Source organism: Phycisphaerae bacterium (assembly GCA_041652575.1).
In the GTDB taxonomy this organism is placed as follows: Bacteria; Planctomycetota; Phycisphaerae; order Sedimentisphaerales; family UBA12454; genus UBA12454.
On the sequence record JBAZHC010000019.1, the window covers coordinates 27,245 to 54,018 of the forward strand.

General features: G+C 44.9%; 22 protein-coding genes. 14 read left to right on the forward strand and 8 right to left on the reverse strand.

Features of this window, described 5'->3' with window-relative positions:
• Positions 1-66 precede the first annotated feature (66 nt).
• From WC496_11770 to pgl, 5 genes are all read left to right on the forward strand, one after another.
• Entirely contained in the window at positions 67-1,422 is a 1,356-nt protein-coding gene (locus tag WC496_11770; GenBank protein MFA5293692.1) for an alginate export family protein, read from the forward strand.
• 18 nt (positions 1,423-1,440) lie between these two features.
• Positions 1,441-2,277, forward strand: coding sequence for a substrate-binding domain-containing protein (locus tag WC496_11775; GenBank protein MFA5293693.1), 837 nt, complete (start codon positions 1,441-1,443; stop codon positions 2,275-2,277).
• 37 nt (positions 2,278-2,314) lie between these two features.
• Entirely contained in the window at positions 2,315-4,198 is a 1,884-nt protein-coding gene (locus WC496_11780) for an ATP-binding protein (protein ID MFA5293694.1), read from the forward strand.
• A complete protein-coding gene (locus tag WC496_11785) occupies positions 4,167-4,619 on the forward strand; it encodes a response regulator (protein ID MFA5293695.1) in 453 nt (150 codons plus the stop codon). Before WC496_11780 ends, WC496_11785 begins: the two co-directional genes overlap by 32 nt.
• Positions 4,620-4,913: 294 nt before the next feature.
• Positions 4,914-5,669 carry a 6-phosphogluconolactonase gene (gene pgl / locus WC496_11790; GenBank protein ID MFA5293696.1) on the forward strand — a complete coding sequence of 252 codons (756 nt, stop codon included), beginning with the start codon at positions 4,914-4,916 and terminating at the stop codon, positions 5,667-5,669.
• Positions 5,670-5,677: 8 nt separating this feature from the next.
• Here the strand turns inward: pgl and WC496_11795 are convergent, their stop codons facing one another.
• Genes WC496_11795 through WC496_11820 form a run of 6 tightly spaced genes read right to left on the reverse strand, consistent with a single transcriptional unit; the run spans position 5,678 to position 14,076 of the window.
• Positions 5,678-6,091 carry a LysM peptidoglycan-binding domain-containing protein gene (locus WC496_11795; GenBank protein ID MFA5293697.1) on the reverse strand — a complete coding sequence of 138 codons (414 nt, stop codon included), beginning with the start codon at positions 6,089-6,091 and terminating at the stop codon, positions 5,678-5,680.
• A gap of 3 nt (positions 6,092-6,094) precedes the next feature.
• On the reverse strand, positions 6,095-9,835 hold the full coding sequence (secD, locus tag WC496_11800; GenBank protein ID MFA5293698.1) for a protein translocase subunit SecD: 3,741 nt from the start codon (positions 9,833-9,835) through the stop codon (positions 6,095-6,097).
• A 57-nt stretch (positions 9,836-9,892) separates the two neighbouring features.
• The gene (yajC, locus tag WC496_11805; protein ID MFA5293699.1) at positions 9,893-10,306 is read right to left on the reverse strand and encodes a preprotein translocase subunit YajC; all 414 of its coding nucleotides are present in this window, start codon (positions 10,304-10,306) and stop codon (positions 9,893-9,895) included.
• Positions 10,307-10,320: 14 nt separating this feature from the next.
• On the reverse strand, positions 10,321-11,469 hold the full coding sequence (gene tgt, locus WC496_11810) for a tRNA guanosine(34) transglycosylase Tgt (GenBank protein MFA5293700.1): 1,149 nt from the start codon (positions 11,467-11,469) through the stop codon (positions 10,321-10,323).
• Between the two features lie 14 nt (positions 11,470-11,483).
• Positions 11,484-12,755 (reverse strand): SpoIID/LytB domain-containing protein, encoded by a 1,272-nt coding sequence (locus WC496_11815; protein ID MFA5293701.1) that lies wholly within the window; start codon positions 12,753-12,755, stop codon positions 11,484-11,486.
• Positions 12,748-14,076 carry a DNA-directed RNA polymerase subunit alpha C-terminal domain-containing protein gene (locus WC496_11820; GenBank protein ID MFA5293702.1) on the reverse strand — a complete coding sequence of 443 codons (1,329 nt, stop codon included), beginning with the start codon at positions 14,074-14,076 and terminating at the stop codon, positions 12,748-12,750. The genes WC496_11815 and WC496_11820 overlap by 8 nt, the downstream gene beginning before the upstream one ends.
• 203 nt (positions 14,077-14,279) lie before the next feature.
• Between WC496_11820 and ccsA the strand changes: the two genes are divergently transcribed.
• The 7 genes from ccsA (at position 14,280) to WC496_11855 (ending at position 22,513) form a co-directional block, all read left to right on the forward strand.
• On the forward strand, positions 14,280-15,116 hold the full coding sequence (gene ccsA / locus WC496_11825; GenBank protein ID MFA5293703.1) for a cytochrome c biogenesis protein CcsA: 837 nt from the start codon (positions 14,280-14,282) through the stop codon (positions 15,114-15,116).
• Between the two features lie 33 nt (positions 15,117-15,149).
• Positions 15,150-16,178, forward strand: a complete 1,029-nt coding sequence (hemA, locus tag WC496_11830; protein ID MFA5293704.1) for a glutamyl-tRNA reductase — start codon at positions 15,150-15,152, stop codon at positions 16,176-16,178.
• Positions 16,175-17,092, forward strand: coding sequence for a hydroxymethylbilane synthase (gene hemC / locus WC496_11835; protein MFA5293705.1), 918 nt, complete (start codon positions 16,175-16,177; stop codon positions 17,090-17,092). Before hemA ends, hemC begins: the two co-directional genes overlap by 4 nt.
• Positions 17,085-18,548 (forward strand): uroporphyrinogen-III C-methyltransferase, encoded by a 1,464-nt coding sequence (gene cobA / locus WC496_11840; GenBank protein MFA5293706.1) that lies wholly within the window; start codon positions 17,085-17,087, stop codon positions 18,546-18,548. The genes hemC and cobA overlap by 8 nt, the downstream gene beginning before the upstream one ends.
• 69 nt (positions 18,549-18,617) lie before the next feature.
• Entirely contained in the window at positions 18,618-19,820 is a 1,203-nt protein-coding gene (locus WC496_11845) for a radical SAM protein (protein ID MFA5293707.1), read from the forward strand.
• Positions 19,789-20,757, forward strand: coding sequence for a porphobilinogen synthase (gene hemB / locus WC496_11850; protein ID MFA5293708.1), 969 nt, complete (start codon positions 19,789-19,791; stop codon positions 20,755-20,757). The genes WC496_11845 and hemB overlap by 32 nt, the downstream gene beginning before the upstream one ends.
• Before the next feature lie 100 nt (positions 20,758-20,857).
• Complete coding sequence (locus tag WC496_11855; protein MFA5293709.1) at positions 20,858-22,513, forward strand: radical SAM protein; 1,656 nt, start codon at positions 20,858-20,860, stop codon at positions 22,511-22,513.
• Between the two features lie 42 nt (positions 22,514-22,555).
• Here the strand turns inward: WC496_11855 and hisI are convergent, their stop codons facing one another.
• A complete protein-coding gene (gene hisI / locus WC496_11860; GenBank protein ID MFA5293710.1) occupies positions 22,556-22,969 on the reverse strand; it encodes a phosphoribosyl-AMP cyclohydrolase in 414 nt (137 codons plus the stop codon).
• A 95-nt stretch (positions 22,970-23,064) separates the two neighbouring features.
• Here hisI and WC496_11865 point away from each other — a divergent pair, with 95 nt between their 5' ends.
• Positions 23,065-24,093: a lysylphosphatidylglycerol synthase transmembrane domain-containing protein gene (locus WC496_11865; GenBank protein ID MFA5293711.1), complete on the forward strand. Its 1,029-nt coding sequence runs from the start codon at positions 23,065-23,067 to the stop codon at positions 24,091-24,093.
• 315 nt (positions 24,094-24,408) lie between these two features.
• Here the strand turns inward: WC496_11865 and WC496_11870 are convergent, their stop codons facing one another.
• Positions 24,409-24,996, reverse strand: a complete 588-nt coding sequence (locus WC496_11870) for an AP2 domain-containing protein (GenBank protein MFA5293712.1) — start codon at positions 24,994-24,996, stop codon at positions 24,409-24,411.
• Positions 24,997-25,511: 515 nt separating this feature from the next.
• On the opposite strand from WC496_11870, the gene WC496_11875 reads away from it, so the two are divergent.
• On the forward strand, positions 25,512-26,507 hold the full coding sequence (locus WC496_11875; GenBank protein ID MFA5293713.1) for a sugar-binding domain-containing protein: 996 nt from the start codon (positions 25,512-25,514) through the stop codon (positions 26,505-26,507).
• Positions 26,508-26,774: the final 267 nt, after the last annotated feature.

Sequence of the window (26,774 nt, forward strand, 5' to 3'; positions counted from 1 at the left end):
GGAATATTCTAATTTAAGGTTGTTACGGAACAGCAGCCATTATGAGGGAAAATGGGAAAGGTAAGTATGATAAATAAAAAACTTATCTGTGCAGCCATTGTTTTCAGCATTTGTTTTACTCACTCTGTCAAGGCGGTTTCACAGGACGCTAACAGTTCAGCCGGCGGAAAGTTGTCACAGTTGAAGAATCCGGCTGACTGGATTGAACTGAGCGCGGATTTAAGGCTTCGCGCCGAATATGACAACAACAGAAAATTTGAAAAGGAAATCGCAGGGCATGAGCGGGTTGTTTTTCCGCGTTATCGTATCAGGGCAGGGGCTAAACTAAAATTAACCGATGATGTTGATTTCAATATTCGATTTGCAACAGAACCTCGCTATTATATCAAACCCAAAACACAGGACCCGCAATTTATTAAAAATGAAGTCCTGATAGACAGGCTTAATCTGACATGGCGGAACGCATTTGATTTGCCGCTTACCATCGTCGCGGGCAGACAGGACATCATACTCGGCAGCGGCTGGCTCATCTGCGACGGTACACCGCTCGACGGCGGAAGAACGGCATTTTTTAACGCCTTAAGATTTACTTATAAATGGGACGCTTCAGATACCACAATGGATTTTGTATTGACGCAGAATTACGCCGACAGTGGAAAATGGTTCAAGCCGTTCCACGACAGGGACGATGACCTTGCCGAACAGGACGACTTTGGCGCGATTGCTTATTTATCCCAAAAAACAAGTGAAGATGCGGGCATAGATATATTCTTTATTTATAAACACGATAAAAACAAAGTGACAAGCAGCGGCTACGAGGGTGAAATTTATACGATAGGCGCGAGAAAATACGGCAGATTGAACGAGCGATGGCAGTACAGTACGGAGTTTGCGCCGCAATTCGGCCACAGGAACGGCAGGCACCTTCAGGCCCTCGCCTCAAATAGTCAGCTTATATATAATTTTAACGACGAGAAGAAAAATAAAATATATCTCGGCTACGAGTATCTTTCCGGAAATGACGATAAGCAAAAGAATTTCGACAGACTTTACGGAAGAGTGGATACATGGAGCGTGCTGTATCAGGGTAACATAGATTCCATCGACGGCAGAGCGTATGACAACTCAAATATGCACAGGCTTTATGCCGACTGGGAGACGAATCCGACGAAAAAACTAAATCTCCGATGCGGTTATGCGATTCTTTTTGCCGAGCAAAACACTTCTGAAGGTGGAACAAAGGGAATGAGCAAATGCGGCAAATTCAGAGGTCAGTTGCTGAAAACTATGCTCAAGTACAAAGTCAGTAAAAATGTTGAGCATAGAATAGAGGGCGAGTTATTTATTCCGGGAGATTTTTATAACGACAGCAAAAACGACCCGGCTGTTTTTGTCAGGTATGGACTTCATTTGACATGGTAATGAGGAAAGGGAATTAAAATGAAAAAGATATTGTCACTGATAATCGCACTGGTTTTGTTAATGTCACTTGCTGCGGTAAATGCGAAAGAAGCAAATGAACCCAATGCTGTTTCTATGCCGAGGATAGTTATCAGCGGCACAGGCGACAGTCACGACCTTCTGCTGGCCATTGCCAATGCTATGATGGCTAAAGTCGGCGGCGTACAGATAGAACTGCTGGAAAGTATCGGCTCTACCGCCGGCATAAAGGCGGTTGCTGCTGGGAAAGCCGACCTGGCAAGAGTTGCCCGGCCACTGAAAGAACACGAAAAAGAATTTGGCCTTACCCAGCAGGTGTTTGCCAATACGCCGGTAGTTTTCGCCGCAAGTCCGGACATAAACGGCATCGATAATATTACCACTGAGCAGATACTCGGAATATATTCCGGCAAAATTACCGACTGGAGTCAGCTTGGTGCCAAGCCGGGCAAAATATATCCGTTAACCAGGGAACAAGGCGATTCGGCACTGCGGATTCTTAATGAAATGCTGCCGGGATTTGCAGATATTAACAATCCAAACGCAAAAGTGATGTACCTTACTCCGGAAACTGTTGCTACTCTGCAGGAACATAAGCAAACTATCGGCTTTGTGCCGTTATCGGCGACGGTAAATGCCAATCTGAAGATACTGAATATTGATGGCATTGAGCCGTCAATTAAAAAGGTACTCAGCGGTGACTATAAATATTTGATTCCTCTTGGCGTTGTCTATAAAGACCAGCCGAAAGGACTTGCGAAAGAATTTATTGATTTCCTTTATAGCGAAGATGCGAAGAAAATTATTAAAACGATGGGTGCTGTTCCTGTAAAATAGAATATTTACAGTTGAACGGGATTTTTCGGAAAATAAAATGTTTAGATCGATAAAAACAAAAATTCTGGTTCTGCAGATTGGACTTGTCCTTTCTGTGGCTGTTAGTCTGGGAGTTGTCTCGTACCTGATAACATTCTCTTCGCTCAGGGCCAGTCAGCAGCAGAATCTCAGGTATTTAGCCGCTAATATCGGCGAAGAAATAAGCGTATTAATTGACAGCAAAGGACGATTGCTTGAGAAAATAGGCACCTCTGAAACAGTGACAAATTATGCAAAAAAACAGCAGGAAAATTTCCTGGTCGGCTATTTCGAGAAGTTTATGCCTGAATTCGACACACTTTCTTATGTGGATGACAAGGGTATGGAGGAGTTGAAGGTAATTGACGGCAGGATATCGACAGCACTTTCCAATGTAAGAAATTCCATAATTTTTCAGCGTGCAGTCAACAACCCCAATAAAACTCTAAATTCATACACCGCTTTTTGTCCCGAACTAAACGGTCCATGCATAGAATTCGGTTTCATGGAGAAAAACTTTTTTGATGAGTTTGTAGGGTTTCTTTTGGGCAAGGTCTCTGTAACTGTACTGGCTGAAAAAATTCGCGGATTCAAAGAGAAGTCAGATTTTGCTATTCTGCTTGATTCCTCCGGAACCATTCTGGCCTGTCAGGACAAGGATAAAATACTGAAGAAAGTTGTCATTGAGGGAGCAGGTTCGGAACATATAGTTTCCGGGATAAAAACTATGGGGTCAGGCTCGGGACGTGCGGTAATTTCAGGAATTGACAGCTATTTTGCCTACTCGCCTGTTCCGGGTCAACACTGGTCAGTAGTTACAATCATGCCTTATCAGCAGTTTATCGCCAAATTAAATGCCCTGCGAAATACGGTGCTGCTGGTTGGATTAACTATTCTTATCGCCGGCATTGCCTTGTCATTATTCCTTGCTTCAGATATCACACAGCCTATTGCGGAACTGGTTAAAACCACCGGCTTAATAGCCACAGGAGACTTTTCGCAAAGGGTCAATATCGATTCAACAGATGAAATCGGGACTTTGGCCCAATCTTTTAATGGAATGGCGGAAAATCTGCAAAAAACCACGACCTCTATGGTTAATCTGAATCGGGAAGTTATAGAGCGAAAAAAAGCTGAAAATGCGCAGCAAAATCTTAACGAAGAACTGAAAGAAACTGTCGAGAGTCTGACTATCGCCAACCGTGAGCTTGCTGATTTCGCTCACGTGGTCGCACATGACCTTAAATCGCCGCTGAGAGGAATCGGAAGTCTGGCAGGAATAATATTAGCGGATTACAGGGACAGGCTGGATGAGCGGGGACGCCAATATCTTGATATGCTTGTGGGAAGAACGGAACGAATGAGCGAACTTATCAGTGGAATTATGACATATTCTGAACTCGGACGTGTTGCGGCTCAGCAGCCAATCGACCTTAACGAAGTTGTCCAGGAAGCTATTGCTGAAGTTGCTCCGCCGGAAAATATTAAAATAGTACAGGAAAATGATTTTCCAACTATTATATGTGACAGAACACATATGATACAGGTGTTCCAGAACCTTTTGGGTAATTCTGTAAAATTCATGGATAAGCCCCATGGCCTTGTCCTGTTGAATTGCGTCGAAGATGATGACTTCTGGAAATTCAGTGTTGCTGACAACGGCTGCGGCATAGAAAGTAAATATTTCGAAAAGATCTTCAGAATTTTCCAGACTCTCATCAGACGCGATGAGGCGGAAAGTACAGGTATAGGTCTTTCTGTGGTTAAGAGAATTATTGAAAAATATGACGGAAAAATCTGGGTTGAGTCAAAACCAGAAAAAGGCAGTACGTTCTTTTTTACTTTACCGAAACAAAAAATGGAGGTTAAAAATGAGAAATTCCAGACCAATTCTATTAGTTGATGACGATGATGTGGATGCAATCATCACGCAAAGGGCTGTTAACGACCTTAAAATTGCCAACGAACTGGTACGCAGGGTCGACGGCGAAGACGCCCTGAAGTATTTGAAAGATGAAAGCAACCCCAGGCCGTGTGTTATTCTTCTTGACCTGAATATGCCGAGAATGAACGGCTTTGAGTTTCTGAAAGTTGCCAAGGTGGACGATATGCTGAAAAGAATCCCTGTGGTGGTTTTAACTACATCCGATGTGGACCAGAATATCCTCGACAGCTTCAATCTCGGCGTTGCAGGTTATATCGTCAAACCGGTTGACTATAAACAATTCGTCGAAGCTATGAGGACGATTAATCTGTACTGGACGCTGAGTTGTTTGCCGGAAGAAAGCTATAACTACGCTGTTTCATCGTCTCAATCAGTATAAAATGCGGTTCTCGGTATCGACTGGGCCGTAACATTTAAAAGACGTACAGGCTCTTCTTATTAGGGGAAAACCTTCGTTGGCGTATATGTATACAACTCGTTTTTAGAAAACAAGTTGTAGGCATAATGCCATTAATATATTTAACAATTTTTGGAATTTAGTGGCCTCACTGCCTTTTAATAATCATAATATATGTTAGGATTTAGAGACTGACAGGAGAAAAAGTAAAAACCTTTTATTATCGGGGCGTGTACTTAAGAGTAAAAGGTTTTGAAAGGTAAAAGGGATTATGCAATGAAAACCTTAAACAGTGATAAGCTCAAAATCATCGATGTGCAGGACCCTGTTGATCTGGCACAAAGGGCTTTTGAATTGTTTAAAGATGCCGCTCAAAGAGCGGTCTCGGAAAAGGGGGTCTTTCATCTGGCCATATCCGGCGGAAAAACTCCGCGGCAGTTTTACCAGTTACTCGGCAAAGACAGCCAGAGCATGAATCTGCCGTGGGACAAGATAGAATTGTTCTGGGTGGATGAGCGATGTGTAAAGCCTGATTCGCCAGACAGCAATTATAAACTTGCCGCCGATACTTTTTTAAATTCTGTTCCGATTCCCAAACAAAACATTTACAGAATCACCGGCGAAAAGGATGATTACAGTATCGCTGTCGAGGAATATGACCTTTTCCTGAAAAAGACTTTCAATCTCCAGCCCGGCCAGCTTCCGGTGTTTGACCTGATGATACTCGGAATGGGTCCGGACGGGCATATCGGTTCACTGCTGCCTAATTCTTATGCGCTATTTGATACAGAGGATCTTGTAACAGTTGTATACCAGATGTGTCAGGGACATAACCGTATAACGCTTACTCATCCGGTTATGTGTGCCGCTCAGCAGTTGATTGTTATGGTCAGCGGAGCGGAAAAAGCCGAGATAGTGCGCGATGTCCTGCTCGGCGGACCGGATGAAGTAAAGTATCCCGTCCATACATTATGGCCGATTCTCGATAAGGTTGTCTGGCTGATTGACCGGCAGGCGGCGAAATATCTGTAATACCATTTCTATTGAGGGATGATTAATTTCATTCCTGTCCTGATAGTATCCGCACCGCGGGGGAGCAATTCTTTATTAGCCTCGTAAATTTTGTTCCATTTACCGCTCGTACCGTAATAAGCTCTTGAAATATCGCTTAAGGTTTCTCCCGACTGGACCGTATGTACTCTTACAGACGCTGCATCGCTGACAGGCGGGGGAGTTTGTGGTTTATCCTGATTTTTATCGACCAGTTCCTGCGACCCGGTATCTTTTGGTTTAACCTGGGTCGCGGTACCTGCTGCGAAAAGATTTCTATTTTGCGACAGCAGCTCTTCTATTTGCGGTTGTTCCACCACCTGCTGATGCATGCAGAACCACACAACGGCAATCAGACACAATCCTGTGCCGATGAGCATTCCTGTCTTGACATCTTTTCTCATGGGCTATTTTTTGTCGATAACAGCCTTTGTTTTTTTGCCGAGTATAAGTATAGGAGCGGCAATAGCTATAGACGAGTAAGTTCCAATCACAACGCCGATGAGCATCGCAAAGGCGAAGCCGCGTATAGCCGGGCCTCCGAGAATATACAGTATGAGCACTGCCAAAAAGGTGGTAAACGATGTCAGTATAGTTCTCGAGAGTGTCTGGTTTATACTTTGGCTGATAAGCTCAGGCGTCAGTATTGAAAGTCTGCCTCTCCTTTCACGGATACGGTCGAATACAACGATGGTATCGTTAATTGAATAACCTATAATTGTCAGAAATGCCGCAATCATTGCCAGGTCGATTTTGAAATCGCCTATAAGCAGTTTCTGGCCGATAACTGTGCCGGCAATATATGTACATGCGACCACGGCGCCGATTGTGATACAGATATCGTGACCGATAGGAACGATAGCTGCCACGCCATAGCGAAGAGTTCCGAATCGGAACCAGACATAAATACAGATAGCGATTAGAGACAGTACCGTAGCTACGATTGCCCGTGTCTTTGCCTCGTCGCCGATTGACGGCGCAATCTGTGTAACTCGCGGCAGAGAGCTTTGCAGCGAAGCGGCTTCGGTAAGTTTTGTGGTTTCGTTGTTTACAAATTGTTTCCATTCATCTTCGTTGAATTGACGGAAGCCTGCTTCAGGCTCAACACTGTAATAAACAAACGTCGTATAAGGTTTGTCCGGCAGAGATTCCAGCGTTGGGCCTGTGAGCCGATACTGGAACCACTGAATATGCGTCAATTCCGGCTTATATCGCAAATCATTAAGCCGCTGAACTATCTGGCTTACCATCACTGGTTTCTGCACGGTAAATTCGATTTTGACGCCGCCGAGAAAATCGCTTAATTCCGGATAGGCGTCAACCGTCGCGTTATCAATCTTCGTGACCGAAGCGATATTCGGCTCCAGATTTTCGAGCATCTCCAGTTTGCCTGCAAAGGCATCCTGTACGGCGCCGGTAACTATTTCATTGACAACCGGTTCGCCCGCAACGGCATTTTCACCGAATGTTTTATTCAGAATCCGGGTAACAATCGGAGTATTTGTCTGGGTAGTGGCGATGACAAACTCCAGAGGATTATTAGAATCCTGTGTTACCGCAAGGCTCGAAAGTATGCCTCGCATTGTTTTTTGTGTTTTGGTAATCGCATCGGTTACGCTCTGAACAGTCTGATTCTGACCGGCGTTGAAAACTATCGGAACCGTGGTTTTATTTGTTTCTGTAGTTGTGATTTCATACTGCAACTGGGATGTCTTATCTCCCACGCGATAAACTTTAGCCATCGCTATGCCGGGGTTATTGAGCCTTTTGCCTTCCATGCGTATTATGTTTTCGACCTCGCTTCTTTCGAGCGGATTGTCAGACTTTAGATTAATCTGGAGACTGGTTCCGCCGGTGAATTCAATGTCGTATTTACTGTTTGCGGCTTCATCTCTGTAGAAAAACACGAATAACCCGCCGGCTACAAGGAGTAACGATGCTGTTATGAAGACAGGTCTTAATCCCATCCAGTTAACATTCGCATTTCTGATTATACGCATCATCGTCAGTTTGTCGTGGATAATTCCCATGTTAAGCAGAATGTGAAAAATAATACGGGTTACAAAAATCGCGGTAAACAGCGAAGATATAATACCGAACATAAGTGTTATCGCGAAACCCTTGATTTCTTCCGATGCAATCATATACAAAATAAGGGCCGGGATAAACGTTGTTAAGTTCGAATCGAAAATAGTCAAAAAGGCCCTGCTGAAACCGTTGGAAATTGCGGTGCGTATGCCTGCGCCTCCATCCAGTTCCTCTCTGAGCCTCTCGAAAATCAGGATGTTCGCATCGACACTCATACCGATGGTAAGCACGATACCGGCAATGCCGCCCATAGTAAAAGTCGCACGGGTAATAGCCATCATCGCCAGGATGAAAAGAATATTCAGGCCCAGCGCGATACATGCGATAATTCCGCTAATCCTGTAATAAAGAATCATGAAGCACATAACAACAGCCAATGCTATTTTGCCTGCCTGGATTCCCATATTACGGTTGTCGGCACCGAGGCTTGGTCCGATGGTTTTTTCGGATACCGGCGGTTCAATCAGTCTGGCGGGCAGTGAACCGGCGTTGAGTTTGTCAATCATATCCATCTGTTCAGTCTGGGTATAACTGCCTTCGATTATACCACTGGAGCGAATGGCGCTTCGGATGTTCGGGGCGGATATCGCAATATTATCGAGAGTTATGCATAACGGTCTTTGAAGATTGTTTCTGGTCAGGTTGTAAAACAGCGAAGCTGCGACTTCGTCAAAAGTGAAACTAATCGCTCTTTTGCCGAGTTCATCGACCGTTGTGCCGGCCTTCTGCAGCTTCCACGGCTTTTTGCCTGTGTTCTTGAGCATACACTCGTCTTTCAGATTGCTTGCGAGCACATAGTATTTCTCCGCAAATGTGCCTGTAATAATCTGATGACTGTCGCTGCTCTGCCAGGTACTGTCTTTGGGATTCTCTAATTCGAGCCATATATATTTGCTGTCAGAAGCAAGCTTGGGTCCCTTTGTTTTCAAAGCGTCTGTGTATGCAAGCAGTTCGTCTCTGTTTGTTCTGCCGTCGTTAAGTGTCGGCAGAATGCGAAATTCAAGTACGCCGCTGCCTTTGAGCATTCTTTTGACATCTTCAGGTCCGTCGATTCTGCCTCTCATCGGCCGGTATTCGCCGAATGCTTTTACCAGCGTGTCTATTCTATCCACTCTCGAAGGGAATCTGTTTTTGAATTGCTTGATAAATTCTGCGCGGGTTCTGGATTTCTCCGGCATCTCAAGTACTTCTGTCAGCGTTTCTGTGCCGAGGTTAAAGTCCTTCAGCCTTAGCTCTGCGTCCCTGTAAGCGGTATTAAGTCCGGTTTCAGGCATCGTCAGTTCGTTAACGACATCTGCCCATTGTCTGTAAAGTGCAAAATACTGTTCAATTGACAGGAGTTTTTCTTTTGTCTGTTCGGCGGTAGATTTGGCGGCAGGTTTATTGTCTGTGCCGTTGACATCGGCAACCAGACGGTCAACCGTGGCTTTTTGCTCGTTGGGGTCCATTGCGTCCCATGACGGCGCGAGCATAGCGAGCGTTTCTTTATTTACACGGGCTTTTTCAAGTTGTCCGGCTATCGTATCGAGCTGAAGTTTATAATTATCTCTTTTCTCCTGTGCCGCTTTTCTCGCATCGTAAGTCGATGCGAGGTTACTGAGAATTTCCTTTCTTTCATTGCTGTCGGCGGCGAATTCCGCGAATATCGCTGCTCTGTCATTGGGGTCCTTGACCAGCGTCCTCTTGATTATCGCAAGATTGATATTGTCTTTTTCCAGTGCGTTCAGAGCGTCATCATAGGCCTGACGTTTCCTGTACGTATCGGCACTTGCCAGCGGAACCTGAATTTCGATTCGCGTATCGCCCTGGGGACGCATGATAATATTCTGAATATTACCGGGGTCGATTCTTTTCATTAGAATCGGCACCAGCTTCTGGGAGAGACTGTCTGTCTCATTCTCACGCAGACCGGTTGTGTCGATATCGTAAGTAAGACTTGTACCGCCCGCAAGGTCGAGTCCGGGCTTTAGTGTCTCATTCGGAGGATAAATTTCCGCTGCCGCGAAGATTACAAGTATAATTACCGCTACAAGTCCAAAACGCACAACATTTCTATCCATTGCAGTTTCCTGAAAAAATATTAATTAAATTACAAATTTTTATCCGCCCAAGCGGGTTTATCTTTGTTCGATTACCTTGCCGATTGCCGAAGGAAGTATCTTTATTTTTGTATTGTTGGATTCGTCAATCTTGAGTGTAATTTCAGTATCGCTTACTTCGAGAACCGTGCCGAAAATTCCTCCGACAGTCTGGACTCTGTCATTTTTCTTCAGCGACCTGACCATCTGTTCCTGCTGTTGCCGCTGTTTCTTGGGACCTCTGAACATTAAAAAGTACATAACTCCGAAGATAAGAACGATGAATATCAGCGACTGCCACTGACTCTGTGGATTTTTTTTAGCTGTTACAACACCGGAGTTCGGGTCCGCTTGTTTAGTAGTAGCTTCGGAAATGCTTTCCTTTGAAATATCTTCTGCCTTGATTACCTGACTATTCTGGTCGGCCTGTGCCAAAACCCATCCGATTTCCATAATTATCCCTTTCTTTATTCAATATTTTCCGTGTCGGTATTTGTCCGACTGTTTCTGGCGAACGCGGGACTTTGCAGTGCCTGCGCCGCCCATTCAGCGAACGTGCCATTCTCTATATTTTCTCGTATTTTGTCCATTAAATTATGATAAAAAACGATATTATGTAACGATAGCAGGATTGGCCCGAGCATTTCCCCCACATTAAAATAGTGCCTTATCGCCGATCGGCTGAAAGTTTTGCAGCAATAGCACTGACAGGTCGAGTCAATCGGCTTTTTATCGTCTGTATAAGCTGAATTTCGCAGTCTTATAGGACCTTCGGATGTGAAGGCCAGGGCATTTCGGCCATTTCGGGTCGGCATTACACAGTCGAACATATCGATTCCAGCCTCGACCGACTGGATAATATCCGCAGGCGTTCCTACGCCCATAAGGTATCGGGGCTTGTTTTCGGGCAGCAGAGGGGTTGCGAAACGGACAGTTTTCAGCATTTCTTCCGTGCCTTCGCCTACGCTCAAACCGCCCAGTGCGTAGCCGGGGAAATCCATTTTGGCAAGTTCTTCAGCGCAGCCTTGCCTGAGATTATTGTCAGTCTGCCCCTGTACGATTCCGAAAAGTAACTGGCGGTTATTGGAATGGGAATCTTTGCAGATTTTTGCCCATTTAATCGTTCGTTCAACTGCTTTTATTTGTTCTTTCTCCGGGGCGTCGAAAGCGGGGCACTGGTCGAAGCACATTATTATATCTGCGCCGAGCCTGTTTTGAATATTTGTTGCCCCGGCCGCATCGAGCTTGATTTTCGCGCCGTCGTAAGGACTGGCAAATTCTGTGCCGTTATCATCAATGCTGTTTATTTCGCTTAACGAAAAAACCTGGAAGCCGCCGCTGTCGGTAAGTATCGGCTTGTCCCACGCCATAAAGTTATGAAGTCCGCCGAGTTTTTCAATTACATCCACGCCCGGCCGAAGCATCAGATGAAAAGTATTGGCAAGGATTATTTGCGAACCTGCCTCACTTAGCTGTTGAGGTAATAGACCTTTGACCGTTCCTCTTGTCCCGACCGGCATAAATACCGGTGTACGGATTTTTCCGTGAGCGGTTTGTAATGTACCGGTTCGTGCTGATGTTTCAGAGCTTTTTGTGTTTATATCGAAGACGTTCATTATTAGCGGACAGCTTAGTATAGGGTCTTTATTCGGTTGTCGGGATAATAGAAGCTCAGGATTTGTTCTGCGGTATTACCTTGTCTGGCCATCTCTCTTGCCCCGTACTGGCACAGTCCCACGCCGTGGCCGAACCCTTTACCTGCGACGAAAAGAAATTCTTTGTCCAGGCTCACTATCGTACAGCAGGCGCTTTGAATTTTGGTCCCGCTCGAATCGATTGCAAGTCGCAGGTCCTCGGCTCGCAAAAAACCTGTTTTGCCTGTCGAGCCGGTCAGTTTAACGCTCGTAATTCTCGTGAATTTATTCTCGTACTCGCTTTTTTTCACGGCTTCTATTTTCTCTATGGTTCCCAATTCCTTCAGGGATGGATACCTTTCGAGGATATTATCGCTTACGGTTTTTTTATCGAATTTGACGTCCGGCCAGTAGAATAGGCTCGGCCTTGTAGTTGTTCTGCAATAGGCGCAATTGACGCCTTTAAGCGATTCGAATTTATCGCCGAAAACATTTTCGCTGTCTTCGGTATGACCGCCGCAGGCGGAACTGTAATAAGCTGGAAACGGCTCGCAGTCCCCTGATTCCTGCTGACAGCATAATACCATCCCGCAGGTACTGTTGACCGCATCGTTTGTGCGTACCGTCTCGGCGTTGACGCCTTTGTAAACCTGGTTTGCCTGTGTGGTTTTGACGTCCCAGTTCCGGTTTTTGCCGAACTTCGTTTTTATATACAAACAGTAAGTTCTTGCCGCTATCGCCTGTGCCTTTAAGGCTTCCATTTCCCAGTAGCTGGGCATTTCAGACGCCACGACGCCGGCAAGATATGTTTCCATCGAAACATTATTAATGACCGTCATAGTCCTGCTGCCGGAATTTATAATCAGTTCGAGACCGCCGCGGTATTTCTGGTTGTCGTTAATCGCGAAAGGCTGGTTGTGCTTGGGCTGTATAATCAGGTGTTTGGTTTTGAAAAGCTGCTGGCCTGCCCATATTCCGTTGCTGTCTGTCGCAGGCTCAATTACGCAGGCGGTACCCTCAGCCTTGAATATCTCCATTGTATCGTAGTTTACAATCTCGTATTCATCGTCAATCTTGAACTGAATTTTTTGTGCGCTGTCGTCCAGCAGAACCCTTACGCTGGACAGGGACGGGCTTTGCGTTATGACCGGCTCGGAACCCTGCGGCTCGGCGACGCAGCCGCCGAGGAGAACGGACAATCCTGTGCAAAGAATTGCGATATTCCGGAATATTTTTATTCTTGGCTGCATAGCGGAATAATTAATCAATTTTTCTCAGGCTGATGCCCAGACTATCAAGAATCTTATTTATTTCCACAAGGCTGGTAGCGCCGAAATTCTTGACGCCGAGCAGTTCGGCCTCGGTTTTGGAGACAAGGTCGCCTATGGTTCTGATATTCAGATTCGCAAGGCAGTTTCTTGCCCTGACGGACAGCTCGAACTCGTCCATGCTCCTGCTGAGATTTTCGTTGTCGATATCGTCATCGGCTTCCTGCTGCTGCATACCTGCCACCAGTTGCATCTCGTCGGGGAATTTGCCTTCGGATGCCATACCGAGCCTTAAGCCTCTCGACTCGAGCATATGTTTTATCTCGGTAAGGCTTGTTTCGCCGAAGTTCTTATATGCCAGAAGTTCTGTTTCGGTTATTCTCAGTAAATCCCCGAGAGTATTTATATCCATTTTCTTAAGACAGTTTCTGCTTCTTACCGAAAGCTCGAAATCGGAGATAGGAGTTTCGAGTATCTTGGTCTGTTGGTCCTTGTTTTTCTCGATTTCTTCATCGTAGAGCATTGTTTCGGAACTGTTAATGTCCTTTTTGAAGAGGAGGGCGCGAGGGTTATTCGGATGGTATTTAAGCACCTGCTCAACGCACTTTATCGCCTTGTCGTATTGATCGGCATCTTCGTGAAGAACCGCCAGGTTAAGCAGGGCGCTTACATAAGGCGTACCGTTGTTTACGAGCTGTTTGTAATAATCCATCGCCGCTTCGTCATTGCCTCTCAGATCCAGCAGAAATGCCAGATGGAACAGTGCCTTTGAATAAAGCGGGTCAATCTCTACCGCCGTCTTATAGTTTTCAATCGCCTTATCGTAGTCTCCTTCTCTCTGCAGATGCCTGCCGAGAGTGTAATGATAAAGAGCGCTTGCCTTCTGATAATTTTCACAGGCCTTGAGAGCCTTTGCCGCGTTTTCAAAATCGCCTTTGACGCGATAAACCGCAGCCTTAGCGCAGTTGACTGCCAGCGCGTCTACTCCGGCCTTTGCGGCTTTGTCGAGCGACTCGATTGCCTTGTCGTATTGTCCTGTCTTTCGCAGGCAGAAAGCGAGTTCGAGGAATTTTTCCTTGCTGTCGTCGGCCTTTTCGAATATTTCGATTGCCTCCCGGCATTTGCCGACCATGGCAAGAGCCGCGCCAAGTGCCAGGTAATTTTTCCTGCCGGGCTTGGACAATTCCTCTTCTGTTTTTTCTGCGAATGCAATTTTGTTTCGCTCGCTCGAATTTACAAACTCTGATACCGAGATAATATCGTTGATGGTAATGGTTTCCGCGACAAATAAATCGATTTTCGGCTGACTTACTACTGACATTGTCTTTTGCTCCTAATATAACTGTTTAATTATTCTAAATTTAGGGTTTTGTTTTTTAACTCGACGCGTAAAGGAGCATTATAGCGCAAAACAAAAGATTTGCAATAGCATTTCAGGGGGTCACTTTTGCGGGCTTTAGTGCCGAAATTTAATGCCAAACCGCCGAAAATCTGCTATTCTGTGTTTGTTTCAAGGGATTGTTTATGGATAGGTTAAAACAGCTTTGTCTTCTTACCGGTATAATAATGCTGATGTCTTTGGCGGCGTTCAGTATTATCGGTGCGGTAATGGGTGCTGACTGGTCGAGATCGTTTTTTACTTCACCGGCGGGCGGTTCGCTTTGGATTACTGTCGGATTGTTGATTGTCGCCGGCCTGTTTCAATTCGGGATAATTTACAAGGCGAAATGGCCGCTCATTGTTTATCTCGGCGTTTTGCTTGTTCTCGCCGGTTCTTTCGGCAGGTGCAATTGTACTGTTTTTATCGGTTTCGTTTTGGGCTGCATCGGTCTTTTCGGCCTCTTTCGGATTAAACCGTCCGTTATGGATATTGTAATAGCCGTTCTGTTATTTCTTGCGATAGTGTTTATTTTTTATTTTCGCATAGTGCCGCGGCATTCGCAGCTTAAAAGTATTTTTTTTGTGCCTCATGTTTTCGCTTATCTGCTTTCGTATGTTTTTATGGCCAGGGCGGCTTTTTTTGCCGTCAGTCAATTGTTCGGCAAAACGCCCCAAAGCGAAACTTCCGCATACAGGTTTGTTTGTATGGGTTTTCCTCTTATGACTGCCGGCCTTGTTCTCGGCAGCGTATGGGCGGCCTCTGCATGGGGTGATTGGTGGAGCTGGGACCCAAAGGAAATGTTTTCCCTTGCCGTTTGGCTGGTCTTCGCCGCGTTTCTGCATTTCAGATATTTATACCGGCAAAGATTTTTGCGTTTGAACAGTATTTGGATTATAATAGGTTTCATATTGATTATACTTTGTTTTTTGTGGGTAAATTTCTCGAAAATTTTCGCGGGCCTTCATAGTTATACCAGTTAAGCCTGCCCGCCGCGGATGGAGCCGGGATTTGTTATGAATATCGTTTTTCAGGGTGTTGATTTTAGAAATTGTCCTGCCGATGCTGCCGGAAAGCTTGCTCTCGACCTGCAGCGGCAGAAAAATTTCCTGCATTCCTGCCGGCGATTCCCTGAAATAAGCGATGCCATCGTATTGAACACCTGCAACAGGCTTGAGTTTTATTTTTACGCGAAAAAGCAGTTCGACATCTCCGCGTTTGTCGATGATTTTATTTCACATGATTTATGGAATGAGCACAAACAGACTTTATACGGCCTTGACGCTGCCGGGCATCTTTTCAATGTCGCCGCCGGCCTCGAATCGCAGATTATCGGCGAAAATGAAATTTTTTCGCAATTAAAATCCGCCTACAGCTTCGCCCTGCGCTGCGACAGCGTAAAATTTATGTTCCATCGTCTCCTCCACAGTTCGTTTCGCGTCGCGAAAGCCGTAAGGACTCATACCGATATAAATACCGGTGCGCTGTCTGTCGCACAGGCCTCCGTCGAACTTGCAGCCGGTAATTTTTCCGCCTGTGGTGAGTTTGTCGAATCCATCGGCAAAATGAAAGTCCTTGTAATCGGCTCCGGCTCGAACGCCGAACTTATTGTAAAACATCTAATCAGAAAAAATGTTGCCGATATTACTGTCGCCGCCAGGAACAAGGAAGCAGGGGTGCGATTAATTGAAAAAACATCGGCAGGTAAATTTTTACAGTTAAATGAATTGAAAAGCTGTCTTCCGGATATTGATATTGTTTTTACCGCTGCCGCCTCTCAAAAGCCTTTAATAACGGCAGAAACGCTCGATAAAAACCGGGCTAAGCCCCTGATTGTAATAGATTTGTCTGTGCCGCCAAATGCCGAGCCTGAAGTTGTGGAAATAGATAATATAAAACTTTTCAATATTGATAGTCTAAACGAAATTATCGATAGTAATAACCGCAAACGCCGAACCGAGATTCCCAAAGCAAAGGCGATAATAGATGAGCATCTGCAATTATTTTCCCGCTGGCTCGAAGATTCGAAAGTGGCGGTTCGATGAATATGATACGAATAGCAACTCGTTCGAGCTGTTTGGCTCTTATCCAGGCGCAGATTGTCGTCGAGGCAATCTCGAAACATAAGCCCGGCATTGATTTTGAAATTGTCGAGATAAAAAGTCAGGGCGACATCGACAAAAAAAGTCCTCTCTGGAAATTATCCGAAACAGGTTTCTTTACTGCTGCCGTCGAAAACGCTCTTTGCGAAAACAAAGCCGATATCGCCGTTCACAGTTACAAGGATTTGCCGATATCGGAAACCTCCGGCCTTGTTACCGCCGCCGTTCTGGACAGAAGATTTTGTCAGGATTGTTTAATCGGCAAAGGGAAAATTAAATCGCTGAATGATTTGCCCAAAGGCGCAAAGATTGGAACTTCAAGCCTCCGCCGTAAGGCTCAGCTTTTACATAAAAGACCAGATTTGATTTGTGAGCCGATAAGGGGCAACGTGCATACGAGAATAAATCAGGTCGAAAAGGGCCAATTTGACGGCACCGTCCTTGCTTATGCCGGAATCGAAAGACTTGGATTAACTGAAAAGATTTCTCTTTGCTTCGACCCCATAGATTTTATTCCAGCGCCTGCTCAGGGTGCCTTAGCCGTTCAGGCAAAAGCCGGCGACAATGAAATTTTAAAATTACTTGCTGAAATTGATGATAAGATTTCCCGAATCACTTCTGATGCCGAGCGCCTCGTTTGGCATCATTTAAAAGCGGGCTGTCACGCCCCGGCAGGCGTATTCGCGCAGATTACAGGCGACAATATGACAATTTACGCCTTTGTCGCCGACGAAAACGGCCGCAAATTTATCAATCGCAAAAAGCAGGGCCACGTTAAATCCGCAAAAAAAATCGCGCAGGATTTGGCATCTGAACTTTTAAACTCAGGCGCGGGAGAGTTATTGAAGAATGGCTAATGGAAAAGTTTATATTGTTGGCGCCGGCCCCGGCGGCAGCGGCCTTATCAGCGTTCGCGGCAGCGAGCTTCTCCGCCGAGCCGACTGCGTTCTTTATGACAGACTCATCGGCGAAGAATTGCTGAATCTTGTTCCGAAAAAAGCCGAAACGATTTACGTCGGCAAAGAGCATAAAAATTCCATCAAACAGAAAGACATAAACAAACTGATTATCGAAAAGGCCCGCGTTTATAAAACAATCGTAAGGCTCAAAGGCGGCGATGCCCTAATTTTCGGCAGGGCGACAGAGGAATTAAAATGCCTTGCCGATAACAAAATTGATTTTGAAATTATCCCCGGCATTACCGCCGCTTCTGCCGCCGCCGCTTGCGCAGGCGTAGTTCTTACGGACAGAAACACCGCCTCATCGGTAACTTTTATAACGGGTCATACCGCCGATGGCAGGGAAGTTAATATCGATTTTAAAAGCCTTGTAAAACTCAAAGGCACAATTGTTTTTTATATGGCCGTTGGAAATTTAAATCGCATCTGCAAAGGATTGATTAAGGCGGGCCTTGCGGCCAATACCAATACTGTTGTCGTGGCAAACGCCTCGCTGGCAAATCAGAGAATCGTTAAAGGCACCGTTTCCGATATCGCCGAAAAATGTGCGGAGAATAGAATCGAACCGCCTGCGATTGTAATAATTGGCAAAAATTGTTTCCCCTGGCTGGCCGATAAACCGTTATTCGGGAAAAAAGTTTTAATGACCCGTGATTCTGCCGGCAACGCCGACTTTGCCTGCAAACTTACCGCACGCGGCGCAACCGCCGTAAGCCGGCCGACCTTTGAAATTCAGGACTTCACCGGCAAAAAGGATTTTAAACGGGTTGTTGAAAAGATAAAAAATTTCGACTGGGTCTTTTTTACAAGCCCGACAGGCGTAAAATTATTTTTCAATGCGTTGGAAAGATTGAATAAAGACGCCGGCGTTTTTGCCTCCGCTAAAATCGCATGCATCGGCTCGGAAACCGCCGGCGCACTTGAAGATTTTGGCATAAAAGCTGATTTTGTACCGAAAAAGTTTACCTCGAACGACCTGGCGAAGGAATTTATAAAAAAATATAAACCGAGCGGTGAGAAAATACTCCTCTTGCGTTCGGCTCTTGCTGGAAAACTGGAAATAACCGGTGCGAAAACTGAAAATGTCGCGATTTATACCGCCAAAAAATTAAAAAATAATAATTTGGAGCCTGCTGACTGGATAACCTTTGCGTGCGGTTTTGCCGTCGAGTGTTTCTTTAAGGATTTCGACCCGAAAGATATACGAAAAACAAAAATCGCCTCCATCGGCCCGGTTACTTCCGATACTCTGAAAAAACACGGCATAAAACCGACTGTCCAGGCAAAACAACATACAATCGACGGTCTGATTGAGGCAATGGAGAAAGTGACAGAGCCGCGACAACTTGTTTAGCCGCCGCCACTTGGGGCGGCGAGTTTAACCCGCCAATACTTTGGCGGGTTTGTTGAAAGTTTTTAAGTTATGATAAATATTTCAAGATTATATCTCGGCATTGAAAGCTCTTCGGATAATATCCGTTACCATTCCAATGGCAACGGCCCTGTTGTTGTTTATAACTGTACTAATAAATGCAGTCAGAACTGTTTGCACTGTTACAGTAAAACCGGATTGGCCGCCAGAGAGCTTGATACGCAGCAGGCAAAGGAACTTTTGAATCAGCTTGCCGAAATTAAATGTCCCGTTGTCCTCTTCAGCGGTGGTGAGCCTCTTGAAAGAGCCGATATATTTGAGCTTCTCGATTTCTCGCACAAACTCGGCCTGCGCACCGTTCTTTCGACGAACGGAAATTTAATAGATTCTAAAGTAGCAGGGGAACTCTTTGACCTCGGCGTAAATTATGTCGGCATTTCAATCGATGGCACAGAAAAAACTCACGACAGTTTCCGCGGCGTCCCCGGCAGTTTTGCAAAAGCCCTGAACGCCGTAAAATTTTGCGAAGCGGTAAATTTGAAAGTCGGCCTGCGTTTTACGATTACAAATCGCAATTTTAATCAGATAGCCGATATATTTTCCCTTGCCCAAAAGCTGAATATTAGAAGAATCTGTTTTTATCATTTAATTTCCGCCGGCCGGGCCGTAAAAAACAATCTCAAATGCACCGCAGAGCAGACAAGACAGGCTTTGGATGATATTCTCGATTGTGCGAAAAAATTTGCCGCAAAAGGCGTAACTGAAGCGCTGACTGTCGGCAATCACGCTGACGGGGCTTTCGTTTTAAATCGCTTAAAGCAGGAAAATTCGCCTTTTTATGAAAAAAGTCTGGAACTGCTCCAAAAATTCGGCGGCAACAAAATCGGCACGAAGATTTTCGCTGTCGATGCATCCGGCAATGTCCATCCCGACCAGTTCTGGCAAAATTTCTCATTGGGAAATATTACAGAAATAAAACTTGCGGAAATTTTCAAAAAATCCTTGAATATATTCAGTGACAAAACAAAATTTGCTCCGGACAGATGCAAAAATTGTCGCTGGCTCAAAATTTGCGGTACTAATATGCGGTTTTTCTCTCTATGTCATTCCCGCGAAGGCGGGAATCCAAAAGTAGACTTGTCCGCCGAAGCTTTAGCGAAGGTGGAATGGATTTTAGAGCCGGATTGTTACTTAAGCGACGAAGAAGTAGAAGGAAAACAAAATGAATTTGCCAGTCAGAATGCGAAGGCTTAGAAACAGCGATTCGATGCGCAGACTTATCAGGGGCGTTAGTCTCTCTGCGGATAATTTTATTTATCCGTTGTTTGTCTGCCCCGGCAATGGAATTAAAAAGCCGATTGAATCGATGACCGATTGTTTCCGTTTTTCGCCGGATAAAATTGCCGACCAGGCAAAAGAAGTTTTCGCACTTGGAATACCTGCTGTTCTGCTCTTCGGCCTGCCTGAAAAAAAGGATTCGAGAGGCTCCGAGGCCTTCAGCGATAACGGAACTGTTCAGCAGGCGATAAGAAATATCAAAAAAGCCGTACCGGATTTGCTTGTTATCACAGATGTATGCCTTTGTGTCTATACCGACACCGGCCATTGCGGCATAATGAAGGATAACAAAATTGATAATGACGCAAGCTGTGAATTGCTTGCCAAAGTTGCAATTTCTCACGCAAAAGCCGGCGCAGATATGGTCGCCCCTTCCGATATGATGGACGGCAGGGTAGGCATAATCAGAAAAACCCTCGATGAAAATGGTTTTACGGATACCGCGATAATGTCTTATTCAGCTAAATACGCCTCTGCATTTTACGGCCCGTTTCGCGATGCCGCCGATTCCGCTCCCGCCTTTGGCGATAGAAAAACTTATCAGATGGACCCCGCCGCATCGGCGAAACAGGCGATGCGTGAAATCGAACTGGACATCGCCGAAGGCGCAGATATCGTTATGGTCAAACCCGCCTTGCCGTATCTCGATATAATTTATCAGGCCAAACAGCGTTTCGATGTCCCCGTTGCCGCCTATCAGGTCAGCGGCGAGTATATGATGATAAACTCCGCAGCGGCCCGCGGTGTTTGCGACAGAAAATCCGCTGCTATGGAATCGCTCCTCGCAATCAAACGTGCCGGCGCCGACATTATTATAACTTACTTCGCAAAAGAAATGACCAAATGGATTTAAAATTTTTAAAAATAATTTTCTCTGTGTCCTCTGTGTTCTCTGCCTACCCGTCCGTAGTCCCTTATGGACGAAGGCGGGTGGCTAAAAAAATATGAACTCTGTGGCAAATATCAAAAAACCAAGAATTGTCGCTTTCGAAGTTACTCGCAGATGTAAAATGAACTGCGTCCACTGCCGCGCCTCTGCCAGGGCTGATTTCCCGGATGACCTTACAACTGCCCAATGCAAAAAAATCATAAAAGCAATCGCCGATTACAATCGCTGCGTCCTGATTTTCACCGGCGGAGAACCTTTCGAACGAGACGATATATTTGAATTAATTGAGTACGCAAATTCCTGCCGATTAGCTGTTTCGCTTGCGACCTGCGGCTATGATTTCGATAAGGAAAGAGCCGAAAGACTGAAAAAGGCAGGCGTTCTTACACTTTCCTTTTCGCTCGATTCTGACAACGCAAAAGAACACGACAATTTCAGGCAAACTTCCGGTGCGTATGCAACCACACTGGCGGCAATCGACATCGCAAAAACCGCTGGCCTGAAATTTCAGATTAATACGACCGTTACGAAACTTAACGCCGACAAATTACCTGCCATCGCCAGACTTTCTGAAAGTTTGGGTGCGTATTGTTTCAATCCCTTTATGCTCGTCCCCGCGGGCCGAGGCAGCGAACTTGCCGATATCTCATTATCTCCGAAAGAGTATGAAAAAGTTCTGCATACCGTTGCCGATTTGAAAGCGGTCAGTCAAATTGATGTTCGTTTTACCTGTGCACCTCGTTTCGCCGTTGTCTCCGGTCGTTTAGCCCCCGCCGCTCGAGGCGGGGTTAAAGTGGGCGGCTGCCTCGCCGCATCTGATTTTGCGTTTATAAGTCACGCCGGCGATGTGCAGACCTGCGGCTTTTTAAAAATTTCCGCAGGAAATATTTTACAAACCGGAGATTTCGCTTCCATCTGGGAAAATTCCGATTTTTTAAATTCGATTCGACAAATGAAATTCGGAGGCAAAGGAGGAAGCGAAGGCGGGTGCGCCAGTTGCAATTTCGTACAAATCTGCGGCGGATGCCGGGCAAGGGCCTATGCCCACTGTGGCGATTATCTCGCCTCCGACCCTTTATGTTGTTTAGCCCCCGCCGCTCGAGGCGGGGCCGGTCATTGCGAGCGGCTCGTCCTTCGTAGCTTTAGCGAAGGACGAAGCGAAGCAATCTCAAGTACCCTTATTGCCGCCCATATCGAAGATGATAAAATTGCTGCCGCGACTGATGCAGTAAATGCTTTACCGGGTGTTTCGCATAATTATTTGAGAAGACATCATTATAACTTGTGGTTTACATTAAAATTGCCCATTTGTCATTTCGACCGGAGTCCCGATTCATCTGGACGTAGTGGAGAAATCTTTTCTATCGAAGAAGTTATCAAAGAACTTTCTGCAAAATTTAAAACTGAATTTCTTTCTTTCCCGTCAACTGTTCGTTATAAACTCGATTCGAACGCGATAAAGAAGCACAACCCGCCTGAAACTTTTAACGCGTTATTATGTTTCCGGGCCGGCGGGGCGGCGGCGGAATATTTGTGCCAGTTGCCGCAGGTAAGTCATTGTTACGAACGGCAGACTCTGACCAATTGGCCATATAATATTTACGCGATGATTCACGAAAAAAGTGTTGAACGAATCGAGCAAATTGTTACGCAGGTCGTCAGCGAATTTAAAATTTCAAAATTTCAAATCCTGCCAACCATTCGGTCGTTGAAAAATTAGATACTAAATCTTATATCTCCGCGAAATCCGTGCAATCCGCGGTTATTTTTTCTTATAAGCTTCCGCCGGGTCGTAGACTTTTTCAGCGATAAATTCCAGTTCCGATGTGCCTTTTTTCAATGCCCTGTAAAAACAGCTTTGAAATCCCACATGGCACTGGCCCTGGTCAACTTCGACTTTCAGGATCAAACAATCCTGGTCGCAGTCGGCAAGGATTTGTTTCACTTTCTGAACGTGTCCGCTTTCCTCGCCTTTTTTCCAGAGCTTCTTTCGGCTCCTGCTGAAAAACACTGCGTTGCCGGTCTGTATCGTCAAATCCAGTGCCTCTTTATTCATATATGCTACCATCAGGATTTGTCCTGTTTTCGAGTCTTGTGAGATAGCCGTAATAAGTCCGTTAGAGTCGAATTTCGGCTCAAAATTAGTTCCAAGTTCAATTTCTTTACTTGCTGACAATTTTTTTTACTCCTTTTAAAGTACAAATTTATCTGCTTGCTGAACAACGTTTTACACGTTATTATGTCCGAACTCAAGTGTTTTTTAAGGATTAAATGAGTAAAAAGACCAAACACATTTCGCACCTTATAAGGATAGTGGTAGCCGTCGCCGCATTATACTTCGCCTTCAGGGGCGAAAGCATAAAGGATATCGTCGGCAATTTCAGCAAATTGAGTATCTTCGTCATCTTCGCATCGATTGCCCTTAACATCGCCGGCCAGCTCGTTTTCGTATTCCGCTGGCTCGTCCTCCTCCGCGCCCAGGGCATCACAATAAAATACTGGTCCGCGTTAAAACTCCACTTTCTCGGCCTCTTCTATAACAATTGTCTGCCCGGCGCCGTAGGCGGAGATGCGCTGCGGGCGTGGTATGTTACTATGCACACCGATAAAAAAATCGAGGCCGCGCTGAGCGTTCTCGTTGACCGTGCAATCGGAATGGCCTGCACCATAGCAATGATATTCCTCGCATATTGGCTCATACCCGCCGGCGACAGCGGAACACACCTGCAATTCGGCACGCAATTCAACCTCGTATCCCTTATAGTCAAACTCACCCTCGGCGTTTTAATTCTCGTTGTACTCGCCGCGATAATCCTTTTCATTATGTTCAAAACCAGAAAATTCCGGCCGATACTCTTCAAATATATGTTCATCTTTATGCTGAAATATAAAATGTGGATAAGCAGAGTTGTTACCGCCGTGAAACTATACTGCAGCAAACCGTTTACCCTGCTTCTCGCGGTAATCCTCAGCTTCACCTGCCAGGCTCTTCCCGTCTATGGCTTATATTTAGTCGGCAGAAACCTCGGCATCGAGGCCCATATCAAATACTACTACATCTTTTTCCCGCTTTCGTGGATTATCGGCATTATCCCGATAAGCGTCGGCGGCGCGGGCGTTATGGAACTCGGCCTAAAGGGCCTTTTCGGCCAGGTCGCACAGGTTACTACCGAGCAGGGGCTCGGCCTTGCTCTGGCCCAGAGAATTATTTGGCTTTTGACTTCAATCCCCGGCGTTATTATCCACATCACCGGCAAGCATCTTCCTAATGCAGACGGCAAAGTTCCGAAGGAAGAATAAAAATCCGAAGTTCTAAGCACTAAATCCTAAACAAATCCGAATTACCGAAACTTAAATGTTCAAAACAGTTTTAGGCATTTGAAAATTATATTTTTGAATTTGTTTCGAATTTCGATATTCGTATTTCGTATTTTGTTCCTTATATCTCTGTGTCCTCTGTGTTCTCTGCCTGCCCGTCCGTAGTCCCTTATGGACGAAGGCGGGTGGCTAAAATCTCTGTGGCTAACCAAAATTTAGTCTCGCAAATTCTCCTCGAAGCGAAGCGGAGACCCCCACGCTTAGTTTTCTCGTTTCGAGGAAACTGTGGGGGGCAGATCATCCAGACGCATCGGGATGGTTCAACTTAGCAAATTCTCCATACAGTTCTTTTGCCGCCTCGTCATAAGCCTTTGCCGCTTCTATTTCATCGTCGAACATACCGAGGTGTATTTTTTTATATTTGTAATAGATAATCGCTCGCCATTTATTGGTTCTTTTATCTATGGACACTCCTTTATATTGTGAGCTTAGCGTACTTAGGCTTTTTCTTTTGTTATAGTTATTTTCTGCTATTGTTACTATTCGCAGATTATCTCTTTTGTTATTTAGTCCGTCTCCGTCCTTATGGTCGACGCAGTATCCTCTCCCCGGCCGCATAATTTCCCGGTGCATACTCACATTTACGCCGGCACCGTTTTTTCTGTGTGCGTAGAAACGGTTTATGCATCTTTTGGCGTACCATTTATATTCCTTTAATTTTTCATAATCTTGGCTGTCGACTATTGCGTATTTATTTTGGGTAAGTTTGATTTTCCTGAAGGGCTGTCCGTATCGCCATTTGCGATAACGCAGCAGAAAATATACAGCGATACTTTCGATGAATGTTGGATAGTGGAAATTAAAATTGATATTTATTTTGGACATAATGATTTCTCTTTTGAAATTATTAAGATTGAATTTATGGATGGTTACGAAAAATGTTCTTTTTGTACCTAACTATACCGGTATTTTACCATATTTTTAATAAAAGTCAAGAATAAACCTCATTTTTTTGATAAAAATGTACATTCCCCTGATTAACCTCAAAACTGGAGTTTACCCCGTGAGATGTCCGCCCGCAGGCGAGACTTATCTCATCGGGGCAAGTTTTTTCTTGCGCATTTGTTGCTATGTGGACAAGATTAGCCGGAATTGCGCACAGATTTCCATGGTGGTTAATTTGCCTATTTTAACATGCTTCGGCATATCTATAGAAATTTTAGCAATATTAATTTTTCTATAAACAAAGAGATAATTTGATACGTATTATCTCTGTAAAGTCGGAGAAAGAGAATGAGAGAGCGGAGTAAAGACATCTCTGTCAATGGTTGCCTAATAGACGATAATTATATAACGTGGATTTTTTCAACAATTTAAGTGTCAAACAAAAGGAGAATAAAATGAAAGAGGAATTAATGTTTGCACAGTTTGGTAGACTTTTCGAACTAACCGCACGGATGGCCAGCTTAACTAAACTGCCGTGTATTCATATCGTACCTGCGGAACTAGTAGGACGGGACGTGTGGGAGGCAACGGAAAAAGATGGTGTAAATGAGTTTAATGCCATGTTGGGTGCGGCAGCCTCTAGCATAATAAGTCGCGAATTACAAACAATGTTTACACTAAAATCAGCAAGAGAGGGATTGTTTCCTAATAGACATGAGCCGCTTAGAATAGGTGTTGCTGGAGGCCAGGCAACATATTTTACAATTGACGGTATGCCTGTATTGGATGCTGGTTCATTTAAAATTAAGATAGCCCCTTTAGTCATAGGCTCAGTTCCACAACATAGATATTCTGCTGGAGCAAATGCGGAAATGATGGCTTCTAAAATAACATACCAGGCCACAGATCCTGGAATGCCAACAATCAAACGATTCGCATCAGTTGATGGAATAGAAGAATGGTCAGAAGAAGGAATGTCTTCCTATAATGTTAAAATTAGACAAGATATTTTGAAGGAGCGAACCGGATTGGGATTGGAGTTAACAGGCTTTTTTGATTTGGATTATGTACTAGTTGGTATTGGCCAGCACAGTAATGAAAAACATCTGGTGACAAATCTTTCCGAGCATATTAAAACATTGTATAATGGTAAGGCTCCGGATGACTTGATGGGAGATGTTTGCTCCCGTTTATTTAATTCAAAGGGCAATGAAATAGACTATGATAGGCAGGACAGATTTGTAACAATATCATTTAGGGCATTAGAGCTTCTTGTTCAGAGAAAAACTCCTGTGATTGCTGTTGCCGGTGGGCTGAGCAAGGTAAAAGCAATAAATACTATAGCAGTAGTAAGAAATAGCCCTCATTCTATTATAAATGGCTTGATTACAGATGAACTTACTGCGATGCAATTGCTGAATATAAATAGCAGGGGGCATGGATACTGTTAAAAACTTTTTTGAATGATTGTTTAAGGCAAACGGCGACGCAGCCGCCCAAGGCGGTAGTTTCACACATATATTTAATCCCCACCATCAGAATCTCCTGAAAAAACTCCCCATGAAAAAATATCTAAATATTTAAATATCTAATACGCATTCCAATAAATTTTCGCGCGCCAGAAAATAAGACTTGCGCTATCGTATAACTTATGGCATAGTTGTCCTAAAAAGGAAATTTGCCATGAATGTACAGCCGCATACACCAACAGACATCGC